The 12,165-nt window shown below is 63.7% G+C and carries 7 protein-coding genes and 1 pseudogene; 3 read left to right on the plus strand and 5 right to left on the minus strand.

The window, feature by feature from the left end:
• Nucleotides 1-203: 203 nt before the first annotated feature.
• A complete protein-coding gene (locus BMZ43_RS03330; RefSeq protein WP_064306677.1) occupies nucleotides 204-1,229 on the plus strand; it encodes an alpha/beta fold hydrolase in 1,026 nt (341 codons plus the stop codon).
• A 106-nt stretch (nucleotides 1,230-1,335) separates the two neighbouring features.
• Here the strand turns inward: BMZ43_RS03330 and BMZ43_RS03335 are convergent, their stop codons facing one another.
• From BMZ43_RS03335 to BMZ43_RS03345, 3 genes are all read right to left on the minus strand, one after another.
• Nucleotides 1,336-6,183: an NAD-glutamate dehydrogenase gene (locus BMZ43_RS03335; RefSeq protein WP_093249795.1), complete on the minus strand. Its 4,848-nt coding sequence runs from the start codon at nucleotides 6,181-6,183 to the stop codon at nucleotides 1,336-1,338.
• Between the two features lie 192 nt (nucleotides 6,184-6,375).
• On the minus strand, nucleotides 6,376-6,585 hold the full coding sequence (locus BMZ43_RS03340; RefSeq protein ID WP_064306679.1) for a SlyX family protein: 210 nt from the start codon (nucleotides 6,583-6,585) through the stop codon (nucleotides 6,376-6,378).
• Entirely contained in the window at nucleotides 6,582-6,998 is a 417-nt protein-coding gene (locus BMZ43_RS03345; RefSeq protein WP_093249799.1) for an HIT domain-containing protein, read from the minus strand. The genes BMZ43_RS03340 and BMZ43_RS03345 overlap by 4 nt, the downstream gene beginning before the upstream one ends.
• Nucleotides 6,999-7,400: 402 nt before the next feature.
• On the opposite strand from BMZ43_RS03345, the pseudogene BMZ43_RS03350 reads away from it, so the two are divergent.
• Together BMZ43_RS03350 and BMZ43_RS03355 are read left to right on the plus strand one after the other, a co-directional pair.
• Nucleotides 7,401-8,705: pseudogene (locus BMZ43_RS03350) on the plus strand (OprD family porin).
• 151 nt (nucleotides 8,706-8,856) lie between these two features.
• A complete protein-coding gene (locus BMZ43_RS03355; protein WP_064306682.1) occupies nucleotides 8,857-10,563 on the plus strand; it encodes a proline--tRNA ligase in 1,707 nt (568 codons plus the stop codon).
• Nucleotides 10,564-10,579: 16 nt separating this feature from the next.
• Here the strand turns inward: BMZ43_RS03355 and BMZ43_RS03360 are convergent, their stop codons facing one another.
• Both BMZ43_RS03360 and BMZ43_RS03365 read right to left on the minus strand, forming a co-directional pair.
• Entirely contained in the window at nucleotides 10,580-10,864 is a 285-nt protein-coding gene (locus tag BMZ43_RS03360; protein WP_064306779.1) for an acylphosphatase, read from the minus strand.
• On the minus strand, nucleotides 10,864-12,114 hold the full coding sequence (locus BMZ43_RS03365; protein WP_064306683.1) for a YihY family inner membrane protein: 1,251 nt from the start codon (nucleotides 12,112-12,114) through the stop codon (nucleotides 10,864-10,866). The genes BMZ43_RS03360 and BMZ43_RS03365 overlap by 1 nt, the downstream gene beginning before the upstream one ends.
• Nucleotides 12,115-12,165: the final 51 nt, after the last annotated feature.

Below are 12,165 nucleotides of genomic sequence, written 5' to 3' on the forward strand. Positions count from 1 at the left end.
CGTGTGATCGGGGAGAAACGCAGGGAAGAGGTGCGCAAAAAGGGAATCAAGAATCGTCCAGACTACCAGACCCTGGGCGGGAGGCGAAGCGAAACGGCACCCACCCTGACCACCTGCCCAAAAGGCGATAGCCCGTCCGGGGCAAGCCGGAATCTTCACCCCTGGCGTCTGGTCGGACCTGGTTTAGCCCCTGGAATCCATCCATGTCCCTGCGCCTCGCCCTCCCCCTGGCCACTCTGTTGCTGAGCCCACTCACTCAGGCGCAGTCCGTCTATGGCGAACGTCTCGAAGGCTTCGACTACGCTTTTCCGGTCAAGACCTTCAGCTTCGACTCTCAGCGCCAAGCGTTGGAAATGGCCTATCTCGATGTCGCGCCGAGCGGAAAACCGAACGGCCGAACCCTGGTCCTGCTGCACGGCAAGAACTTCTGTGCCGGTACCTGGGCACAGAGCATCCAGGTGCTGAGCGCTGCCGGCTATCGGATCGTGGCCCCGGATCAGATCGGTTTCTGCAAATCCAGCAAGCCGGCGCACTATCAGTACAGCTTCCAGCAACTCGCCGCCAATACCCGCGCCCTGCTCGACCACCTGGGCATCGCCCGGGCGACGCTGATCGGTCACTCGACCGGCGGCATGCTGGCGACCCGCTATGCGCTACTCTATCCCGAGGCCACCGAACAGCTGGTACTGGTCAACCCCATCGGCCTGGAGGACTGGAAGGCCCTGGGCGTGCCCTATCGCAGCATCGACCAGTGGTACGCCCGGGAACTCAAGACCTCCGCCGATGGCATCCGCGACTACGAGCGCAGCACCTATTACGCCGGCCAGTGGTCGCCGGACTACGACCGCTGGGTCGACATGCTCGCGGGTCTCAACAACGGGCCGGGCAAGGAGCGGGTGGCGTGGAACTCGGCACTGATCTACGACATGATCTACAGCCAGCCGGTGGTCTATGAATTCGCGCGATTGCGCATGCCCACCCTGCTGCTGATCGGCCAGCGCGACACCACGGCCATCGGCAAGGATGCCGCGCCAGCCGAGCTCAAGGCGCAGCTGGGCCGCTATCCCGAATTGGGCAAGGCGGCGGCGCGGCGTATCCCCCAGGCGACCCTGGTGGAATTCGAGGATCTGGGCCATGCGCCCCAGATGCAGGCGCCGGAACGCTTTCACCAGGCACTGCTGCAAGGGCTGAGTACCCTCAAGGCTCTCTCAACGCCGTCCAAACCCTGACCCGCTTCCGCTGGTAAAAAAGGCGGCGCACCCGAGGGTACGCCGCCTTTTCATGGCGCTGTCGGATCAGGGCGCCCGCGAGATCCAGTCGCGGGTACCCTTCGCCTCAGACGCTGCTGCTGGCTAGATCCGCCAGTTCACGACTGGCGACGCTGTACATCGCATAGTCCTGCCCGCTGGCATTGCGCAGATCCACCAGCAGACCCCGCCAGCGCTCCACCGCCGCCCTATGGCGTTCCAGCCACAGTGACAACCGGGCTTCCGGATCGCTCGGCGCCTCGCTCAGATTGAGCATGGCGACGGTGATGGTGCGCTGCTGCACATCCACCTCGTCGCGGAACGCCTCGCGGGCCAGGGCCTGCCAGGCATTGGCCACCGGCAGCTGGTTGAGTTGCTGCTGATACCAGGCCAGATCCAGCACATCGCCCGCCGCGAACCAGGTGGCTGCCACCGCCAGCGGATCCTGGGCGGTGACCTCCGCCGCCTGGATCACCGGCAGCAGCGTATAGATGTGGTTGGTCCCGGCGACCACGCGCGCCAGCAGCTCGGGTACGCCCGCTTCGGTATAGGCGCGGAAGCGCTCTTCCCAGTCCTGACGCGGTTCGCCCTGCAGCAGTTCATCCAGGCGTACGCCCAGAGCGGCGATGCGTGGCCCGAAGAAGGCCGCCACGGCGCCAGCATCCAGACCACTGCGATGGCTGCGCAGGAACCAGCGGGTGGCCCGGCGCCCCAGGCGCATCAGTTCGCTCATCAGACGCAGCTGCAGGTCAGCCGGCACCTGATGATCCAGGGCTTCCACCTGACGCCACCAGTGCGGCAGGTGCAGCACGTCGCGCATCACCACATAGGCCCGGGCGACATCGGCCGCGCTCATGCCGGTGGATTCGCACAGGCGCTGCACGAAGGTGATGCCCATGTGGTTGATCAGGTCGTTGGCGATCTGGTTGGCGACGATCTCGCGCTTGAGGCGGTGGCGCGCCATGGCCTCGGGGAACTGCTCGGTCAGGCGTTGCGGGAAGGCGCCCTGCATGTCCCGGGCGAGGTAGTCATCATCCGGCACCGAAGAGGCCAGCAACTGTTCCTTGAGGTCGATCTTGCTGTAGGAGATCAGCACCGACAGCTCGGCCCGGGTCAGCCCCTGTTCCTTGGCCGCGCGTTCGGCGAGCACCTCATCGCTGGGCAGGAATTCGAGGGTACGATCCAGCTTGCCGCGCCCTTCGAGATCCACGATCAGCCGTTGGTACTCGGCCAGGTGGGTCCGCGCGCGATACTCCGCCAGGGACAGGGCTCCGGTCTGCATGTAGTTGTTGGCGACCACCAGCTCGCCGACCTCGTCGGTCATCTCGCCCATCAGCGTATTGCGCTGCTTGACGGTCATGTCGCCGGCGGAGACCACATCGCCCAGCAGGATCTTGATGTTGACCTCGTGGTCGGAGCAGTCCACGCCCCCGGCATTGTCGATGAAGTCGGTGTTGCAGGCGCCGCCGTGCAGGCCGAACTCTACCCGCGCCAGCTGGCTCATGCCCAGGTTGCCGCCCTCGCCGATCACCTTGGCGCGCAGGTCGCAGCCATCGACGCGCAGACCGTCGTTGGCCTTGTCGCCGATATCGGCGTGGGTTTCGAAGCTGGCCTTGACGTAGGTGCCGATGCCGCCATTCCAGATCAGGTCCACCGGCGCCTTGAGCAGGGCGTTGATCAGCTCGTTGGGCGTCAGGTGATCGGCGGTCAGGTCGAAGCGCGCCTTCATCTCGGGGCTGATGGCGATGCGCTTGGCACTGCGCGGGAAGATGCCACCGCCCTGGGAGATCAGGCTGGCGTCATAGTCGGTCCAGCTCGACCGCGGCAGGTTGAACAGCCGCTCGCGCTCGACATAGCTGCGCTCGGCGTCCGGGTTGGGATCGATGAAGATGTGCAGGTGGTTGAAGGCCGCCACCAGCTCCAGGCTGCGCGAACGCAGCAGGCCGTTACCGAAGACGTCGCCAGCCATGTCGCCGATGCCCACCACGGTGACCGGATCGGTCTGGACATCGATGCCGCGCTCACGGAAGTGACGCTGCACGCTGACCCAGGCACCCCGGGAGGTGATGCCCATCTTCTTGTGGTCATAGCCCGCCGAACCACCGGAGGCGAAGGCGTCGTCGAGCCAGAAACCGTAGTCCTGGGCGATGCCGTTGGCGATGTCGGAGAAGGTCGCGGTGCCCTTGTCGGCCGCCACCACTAGATAGGGATCGTCGCCGTCGTAGCGCACCACCGCGGCCGGCGGTACCACCTCGCCATCCTTGAGATTGTCGGTGATGTCCAGTAGACCGCTGATGAAGATGCGGTAGCAGGCGATGGCCTCGGCCTGGATCTCGTCACGGGAGCCACCGGTGGGTAGCCGGCGCGGCACGAAGCCACCCTTGGCGCCCACGGGCACGATCACCGAATTCTTGACCTGCTGCGCCTTGACCAGGCCCAGCACCTCGGTGCGGTAGTCTTCCTCGCGATCCGACCAGCGCAGGCCGCCACGGGCGACATTGCCGAATCTGAGGTGCACCCCTTCCACACGCGGGCTGTAGACGAAGATCTCGTAGCGCGGCACCGGGCGCGGCAGCTCGGGAATGGCCTTGGGATCGAGCTTGAAGCTGAAGTAGGCCTTGGGCTTGCCGGCGGCATCGGTCTGGAACACGTTGGTTCTCAGGGTCGCCTTGATCAGGTCCAGATAGCGCCGCAGGATGCGGTCTTCGTTGAGCACCGCGACGTCGTCGAGGGCGCTGAGGATGGCCTGCTCCAGCCGCTGTTGCTTGTCGTCCAGGTCTTCGCTGGTCATGCGCCGCGCCAGATAGAACTTCATGCGGAACAGCCGCACCAGTTCCCGGGCGATATCGACATGGGCGTTGAGGGTGGCGGCGATGTAGCCGATGTCGAAGCCGATGCGAATCTGCTTGAGATAGCGCGCATAGGCGCGCAGCACCGCGACGTCGCGCCAGGGCAACCCGGCGGTCAACACCAGGCGATTGAAGCTGTCGTTTTCCGCCTGGCCTTCCACCACTTGGACGAAGGCGTCCTGGAAGGTGTCGTTGAGTTGCTGTAGATCCAGCTCGAGGCCGGCCACGGTGGTGAAGGCGAAGTCATGGATCCAGTAGCGGCGGCCATTGCGATGACGCAGCTCGTAGGGGAATTCGCCGAGCACGCGCAGGCCGAGATTTTCCAGGATCGGCAAGACGTCCGACAGCGCCAGGGGCGTGTCGGCGTGGTAGAGCTTGCAGTGCAGAATGTTGTCGCCGGTCTGGGTCAGCGGCTGGTAGAAGCCCATGGCCAGACGGCGATCGTCCTTCAGGGCCAGCAGGTGCCGCATGTCCACCACGGCCAGGTGCGGCGCGAAGCGCTCGCGGTAGCCGGCCGGGAAACCCAGCGGGTAATCGGCCAGGATGGAGGTGCCCTGGGCTTCGCCGAAGCTGTCCACCATCAGGCTGGCGAAATCGTCCTTCCAGCTGCGGCAGGCCTGCACCATCTCCTGCTCCAGGCGCGCCGGATCGACATCCTGGGGCTGCAGGGGATCGACGCGCAGGATGAACTGCACCCGCGCCAGCACGGATTCGGAGAAGAAGGTCCAGAATTCGCAGTCGGTGCCGTGCAGGCGATCCATGAGGATCTGCTGCATGCGCTGGCGGACTTCGGTGGAGTAGATGTCGCGCGGCACATAGGCCAGGCAATAGAAGAACTGGCCATAGGGATCGCGGCGCAGGAAGACGCGCACCTTGCTGCGTTCCTGGATCTGCACGATGGCCATGGCGGTGCTGAAGAGATCGTCCACCGGGGTCTGGAACAGATCGTCCCGCGGCAGGCCTTCGAGGACCTGGGCCAGTTCCTTGCCCAAATGGGCGCTGCTGTCGAAATCGGCGCGGCGACGCACCTCGTCGACCTTGCGGCGGATATAGGGAATCTCCCGCACGCTGTCGTTGTAGACGCTGGAGGTATAGAGGCCCATGAAGCGATGCTCGCGCACCACCCGGCCGCTGGCATCCACCTCGCGCAGGGAAACGAAATCGGGATAGGCCGGGCGATGCACCCGGCTCGGGTCGGCCGCCTTGGCGAAGGACAGTAGCACCGGCTCGCGCAGGTAACGCAGCGGATCACCGGACAGGCTGATCTCGGCCGTCTCGGGACGGCCGCGCAGCCGCCGCGACAGCCCCAGCAGGGAGTCGGGCAAATAGCGTTGCACCGCGGTCTCGCCATCGCCTTCGACGGTGAATTCCTCGTAGCCGAGGAAGGTGAATCTGTCGTTGCGCAGCCAGTCGAGGAAAGCCTTGACCTCGGCCAGCTCCCCCTCCTCCATGCCCGCCGGACGCCGATCCAGCCAGGTCAGCAGGTCGGCGACCTTGGCCTTCATGGCGGCGAAGTCACCCACGGTCAGGCGGACCTCGCCGAGGATCTCCTGCAGCGCTGCCTCCAAGGCGCGCAACTCGCTGGTTGCCGCGCAGCGGTCGATCTCAAGGAACATCACGGCTTCACGGGTCACTCCTTCGCCCTGCTGGCCCTTGGGCAGCAGCTCGAGCAGACGACCCTGGGCATCTCGACGGACGCTGAGAACGCTGTTCTGCAGGGTATGGACGCTGTAGCCCTGGCGATTGAGTTCCATGCGCACCGAATCCACCAGGAACGGCGAATCGGCGTGCAGCACCTCGACCACAGTGTGGCTCGATTGCCAGCCGTGTCGCTCGTAATCCGGATTGAAGACCTGCACCCGCGGCTCGGCCGGATCGAAGACGTCCAGCAGGCGCCAGGCCGACAGCACGCAGCCGACCAGATCGGACAGCCGACGTTGGGTGAGTTCTTCCAGCGGGACGATGCCGAAGAACTGGGCGGTGAAGCGATCCAGCTGTTCGAGGGCATCCCCTTCGACATGGGCCGCGAGGGCATTCTTGAGTTGTTGTTGGAAATCCGCTTGGCTGGCAGCGGTGAAAAACGCCATAACCGTACTCCGTCCTGAAGGTGCTGTGGGCTTCGCTCCGCAGAGGACAGGCCTCTCCCGGAGCGAGTTCCACAAGGGACGAGGCCGGACTGCACCAAAAAAGTGCAAGGATGCAGTGCCGCTAGAGTAGCCGGCAAAGCCGCCTGCGCACGTACGTCAGGGCGACAACAAGATTCAGCTGCGGAACGGATCTCAATAGTGTGGCGGCGGGGCTTCGTCCGGCATGCCGCCGCCCCCTGCGCTCTGCAACTCCGCCTGGCGTTCGGCCAGCATGCGGATCTGCGCCGCGCAACGATCCAGGGTCCGCTGCTGCTCGACGATGATGTCGTTGAGGGTCTGGATGGTGTCGTCCTGGAACGCCTGGCGCATCTCCAGGTCGGCGATACGTTCTTCGAGGGTCATGCCTGTGCCTCCTGTTCGAGCAGCCCCTGCCAGCGCTGCGCGGCCGCGCGGCCGGCGGCTTCGCCATAGGGCTCACGTGGCGAGTGCCCCCATACCGGGCCGGGCCAGGCCGGGTCACCTTCCTGCCGCAGCAAAACATGCAGGTGCAATTGCCTGACGATGTTGCCCAGGGCACCGATGTTCAATTTTAGATCTGGCTGAGCGCCACGCAACACCTGGGCAACAAGTGTCACCTCTCGCCACAGTTGCACCTGATCCTGGGGTGACAGATCGAGGACCTCGGTAACACCTTCGCTCCGGGGTACCAGCACCAGCCAGTCATAGCGGCGATCGTTCAGCAGCAACACCTGGCACAGCGTCAAGGACGCCACTTCCAGGGAATCGCTCGCCAGTCGTGGATCGATTTGGAACATCTCATCTCCTGCCAACACAGGTCAGCACTAAAAGTGTGCATGACTTTGGGTGAATGAAACCTTTGGTGTCACAAAGGTGCAATCAGTCCTTCCGAAACTGCCCATTGCCTGGAGAACAACCGAGCGATAGACAGGCGGGCACAGGAATTACCGCTTTGTGCACGCTTTTTGCTATCACGATCCGGTACGACGATCGGACGGGAACTCTTAAAGAATTTTCTTAAGAGTCTTGGTTAATCCGCTCATCACACGCAAAATTTTGATGAAGCCTATCGCCCCTCCAAGAGAGGTGCTATATGTGCCGCCATTAGAACAAACAGCCACGGCTGAATGTGCCGCCATTAGAACAAACAGCCACGGCTGACACGATGGCTGACTTTCAACCCAAAGGAGCATTTTCTGATGCAAGCGATGAAGTGGAGCATTCTCGCCCTGGCCGTAGCCGCAGGGACCACTCAACTGGCTTTCGCCGACCAGCAGTCCGAATCCAAGGGCTTCGTCGAAGACAGCAAGCTGAACCTGTTGAACCGCAACTACTACTTCAACCGGGATCGTGATGGTGGAGCGAATGACCGGCGCGACTGGAGCCATGGCTTCCTGCTCAATTATGCATCGGGCTTCACTCAAGGTGTCGTTGGGTTTGGTGTCGACGCGAGCGGTTATTTGGGTCTGAAGCTGGACGGTGGTGCGGGTTACGCAGGAACCGGCAACTTGCCGGTCGGCAGTGATGGTAGCTCCAGAGACGAGTATTCCTTTGCCAACGCCGCCGTCAAAATGCGCATTTCCAATACAGTCCTGAAGTATGGCTATCTGCAGCCGACTTCGCCGGTCTTCGCTTTGGGTGGTAGCCGCCTGTTCCCCGCAACTCGTACCGGCTTCATGCTGACCAGCGAAGAGATCAGCGATCTGTTCCTGGAGGCTGGCTATTTCACCGATGCACGCGATGGCGTAAACACGTTCCACAACGGTGACATCGGTACGAGCTACTCGGGCGCGCTGGCCGACTCGGCCACCTATGCAGGCGGCAAGTACAAGATCAACGATCAGCTGAGCGCCTCGCTCTATTACGGCAATCTGGAAGATATCTGAAATCAGTACTACGCGAACGTGAACTATGTGGTTCCGTTTGGCGCCAGCCAAGCGCTCACCTTCGATGCGAACTACTACTACACCAAGGATACCGGTAACGCCAAAGCCGGCGATATCAGCAACAACACCTACTCCTTGGCCGCTGCTTACTCCTTCGATGCCCACACCATTACTCTTGGCTTCCAGAAAGTGAATGGCAATACGCCCTTCGACTATGCGGCAGCTGGCTCTACCAATGGCGGCGGCGACGGTATCTTCCTGGCCAACTCCATACAGTTCTCTGACTTCAACGCCCCCGGTGAAAAGTCATGGCAACTGCGCTACGACCTGAACATGGCTACCCTAGGCGTGCCGGGTCTGAGCTTCATGACAAGATATGTTCGGGGCACCGACATCAAAGACAGCACCAACGGCGTCTACAGTGCTTATGGCGATGGCGACAAAGAATTCGAAACCAACGTCGAAGCCAAGTACGTGCTGCAGAGCGGCCCGGCCAAGGACCTGTCCTTCCGCATCCGTCAATCCTGGCACCGTGGCGATGCCAGCACCGGCAGCGGCGGCAGCGGCAACATCAACGAGTTCCGCCTGATCACCGAGTACCCGCTGAGCATCCTGTAAGGGACAGCGTCACTCGCACGATCCAGCAGCCCGGCATTCGCCGGGCTGTTCTTTTCCGGCCTCCGGTCGGCGCCGCCTGCGTCCCTGTACGCCCTGCCCCACCCCGCCGTACAATGCCGGTCCCGTCTCGATGCCGACAGACCGCCTAGCCATGCGTACCAGTCAGTTCCTGCTGTCCACCCTCAAAGAAACCCCTTCCGATGCCGTGGTGATCAGCCACCAGCTGCTACTGCGTGCCGGCATGATCCGTAAGCTGGCCTCCGGTCTCTACACCTGGTTGCCACTGGGCCTGCGTGTGCTGCGCAAGGTGGAAGCCGTGGTGCGTGAGGAAATGAACGCCACTGGCGCCCTGGAGGTGCTGATGCCGGCGATCCAGCCCGCCGAGCTGTGGCAGGAATCCGGTCGCTGGGAGCAGTACGGCCCCGAGCTGCTGCGTTTGAAGGACCGTCATCAGCGCGATTTCTGCGTGGGCCCGACCCATGAGGAAGTCATCACCGATCTGATGCGCAACGAGCTGAACAGCTACAAGCAGCTGCCGATCAACCTGTACCAGATCCAGACCAAGTTCCGCGACGAGATCCGCCCGCGTTTCGGCCTGATGCGCGGCCGCGAGTTCGTGATGAAGGACGCCTACTCCTTCCACCTGAACCAGGCGTCGCTGCAGCAAACCTACGACGCCATGTACCAGGCGTACTGCAATGTCTTCACTCGTCTGGGTCTGAATTTCCGTCCGGTGCAGGCCGACAACGGCTCCATCGGCGGCAGCGGCTCCCATGAATTCCACGTGCTGGCCGGCTCCGGTGAAGACGACATCGCCTTCAGCGACAGCTCCGACTACGCCGCCAACATCGAGAAGGCCGAGGCCCTACCGCAGGAAACCGCGCGTGGCGCCGCCACCGAAGAATTGCGCCTGGTCGATACCCCTGACACCAAGACCATCGCCGACCTGGTGGAGAAATTCGGTCTGGCCATCGAGAAGACCGTGAAGACCCTGGTGGTTCGCGGCGCCGAGGAAGGCAAGCTGGTCGCCCTGGTGGTGCGTGGCGATCACGAACTCAATGAGATCAAGGCAGCCAACCTGCCGGAGGTCGCCAGCCCCCTGGTGTTCGCCACCGAGCCCGAGATCCGTGCCGCCATTGGCGCCAGCCCCGGCTCCCTGGGCCCGATGAATCTGTCGATTCCCTGCGTCGTCGATCGCTCGGTCGCCCTGATGAGCGACTTCGGCATCGGCGCCAACCAGGAAGACAAGCACTACTTCGGCGTCAACTGGGAGCGCGATCTGCCGCTGCCCCAGGTCGCCGACCTGCGCAACGTGGTGGCCGGCGATCCGAGTCCGGATGGCCAAGGTACCCTGGTGATCAAGCGCGGCATCGAAGTGGGTCATATCTTCCAGCTGGGCACCAAGTACAGTGAGGCCATGAAGCTGTCGGTCCTGGGCGAGGAAGGCAAGCCTACCCTGCTGACCATGGGCTGCTATGGCATCGGGGTATCCCGCGTGGTCGCCGCCGCCATCGAGCAGAACCACGACGAGCGCGGCATCCGCTGGCCGGCCGCCCTGGCGCCCTTCCAGATCGCCCTGGTGCCGATGAAGTACGAAAACGCGGCAGTGAAGGAAGCCACCGATCGCCTCTATGCCGACCTCAAGGCGGCCGGCTTCGACGTGCTGCTGGACGACCGCGACAAGAAGACCAGCCCTGGCGTGAAGTTCGCCGACATGGAGCTGATCGGCATCCCCCATCGCCTGGTGGTGGGTGAGCGCGGCCTCAATGAAGGCCTGGTCGAGTACAAGGGCCGTACCGACAGCGACAGCCAGAACGTCGCCCTGGCCGAGATCGTCGGCTTCCTCAAGGCCCGCTGAGGGCTACCGTTCCAGGTCAGGCGTCCGTGCGCCTGACCTGGAAGTCGGTGAAGCCTGCGCAGGCCACCTCCTCCAGCTCCACCCCGGTCACCCGCGCCGCTGCCGGTCCCTGCCAGAGCCACTCTTCCAGTCTGGCGAGCGCCTCGGCCGGGCCTTCCAGATGGCACTCCACCCGGCCATCGGCCAGATTCCGCACCCAGCCCGTGACGCCCAGCCGCTGCGCCTCCTGACGCGTGCTCTCGCGATAGTAGACACCCTGAACGCGGCCACTGACCAGGCCGTGACGCGCCGCTCTGTCCATCATCGCGAGGCTCCCCGCTCTTCCAGCACTGGCGCGACCTTGAGCCAGTGAGCCAGGCTCCCAGCCAGCAGTTCATGACGCTGCGCCTGCAGTCGGGTGAAGGCCTCCTGCAGCTGCGGATACCAGTCACCGGGAAAGCGTTCGGCGGGCGGCCAGCAATCCGGCGCGGGCGGCGCCCAGGGCGCGCGATCCAGCAGGTCAAGCAGCGCATAGCCATGCAGATCGCGGCAGAGCACCCAGTGACCGCTGTCGTTCTGGCACACCAGGCGCTCCTGCTGCAGGAAGGCCAGCACCGCATGCCATTCGTGCTCCGGTAGCTTCCAGCCCGCCTGGTGCAACCGCCCCAGGTGCAGACTGGAACCGCTTTGCTGTCGCTCCAGAAAGGCCCGCAGCACGGCGAGCAGGATGAAGAACGCCGGCAACGGTGCGCGCCGCCAATGATGGGTGGTGGACAGGCTGCAGACCACCTCCGCCCCCAGCAGCACGATCAGCCAGCAGACATAGATCCACACCAGGAACAGCGGCACTGTGGCGAAGGCGCCATAGATCAACTGGTAGCCGGGAAAGTAGAAGACATAGAGACCGAACAGACTCTTGGCCGCCTCGAACAGCACCCCGGTCAGGGCACCGCCGATCAGCGCGTGGCGTAGGGGTACCCGTGTGTTGGGCACGGCGGCGTACATCAGGGTGAAGGCGGCGATGCTGAACAGCAGTGGCGTGACCTTGAGCAGCATCTGCGCACCAGACATGCCGTAGGAGCCAAAGACCAGGGCCACCGAGGCCAGATAGGTGCTCATGGCGAAACCGGCGCCCAGCAGCAGGGGGCCCAGGCTGAGCACCGCCCAGTAGAGCAGGAAGCTGGAGACCCCGCGCCGCGGAATGCGTACTCGCCAGATGTCGTTGAAGGTCTTTTCCACCGTCACCAGCATGAAGAAGGACGTCACCGCCAGCAGGGCCACGCCCAGCCAGGTCAGGTGGCGCGCCTGCTCGATGAAGTTGCGCAGGTATTCTTCCAGGGTCGCCCCGGTGGAGGGCACGAAATTGCGGAAGATGAAGGCCTGGATCTGCACTTCCGTGCCCTGGAAGGCGGGTATCGCCGAGAGCATGGCGAAGGTCACGGTCATCACCGGGACCACCGCGAACAGGGTGGTATAGGTCAGGGCCGCGGCATTGTTGGGCGCGCGGTCTTCGATGAAGCGGTCGGCGAGGTAGCGAACGAAGGACAGCAGTTCACGCAAGCGGGCCGGCATTGGCGGTTCCTCGAAAGGCACGGTCAAGGGCTGGCGCGGCAGTCCTCGCCA

Origin of the sequence: Pseudomonas sp. Snoq117.2, assembly GCF_900110545.1 — a bacterium.
Classification (GTDB): Bacteria; Pseudomonadota; Gammaproteobacteria; order Pseudomonadales; family Pseudomonadaceae; genus Chryseomonas; species Chryseomonas benzopyrenica.

Excerpts from the sequence above, each read along its gene's own strand:
- BMZ43_RS03335 (WP_093249795.1), bottom strand. The coding sequence starts at position 6,183 with ATGGCGTTTTTCACCGCTGCCAGCCAAGCGGATTTCCAACAACAACTC.
- BMZ43_RS03365 (WP_064306683.1), bottom strand. The coding sequence starts at position 12,114 with ATGCCGGCCCGCTTGCGTGAACTGCTGTCCTTCGTTCGCTACCTCGCC.
- BMZ43_RS03355 (WP_064306682.1), top strand. The coding sequence starts at position 8,857 with ATGCGTACCAGTCAGTTCCTGCTGTCCACCCTCAAAGAAACCCCTTCC.
- BMZ43_RS03340 (WP_064306679.1), bottom strand. The coding sequence starts at position 6,585 with ATGACCCTCGAAGAACGTATCGCCGACCTGGAGATGCGCCAGGCGTTC.
- BMZ43_RS03360 (WP_064306779.1), bottom strand. The coding sequence starts at position 10,864 with ATGGACAGAGCGGCGCGTCACGGCCTGGTCAGTGGCCGCGTTCAGGGT.
- BMZ43_RS03330 (WP_064306677.1), top strand. The coding sequence starts at position 204 with ATGTCCCTGCGCCTCGCCCTCCCCCTGGCCACTCTGTTGCTGAGCCCA.
- BMZ43_RS03345 (WP_093249799.1), bottom strand. The coding sequence starts at position 6,998 with ATGTTCCAAATCGATCCACGACTGGCGAGCGATTCCCTGGAAGTGGCG.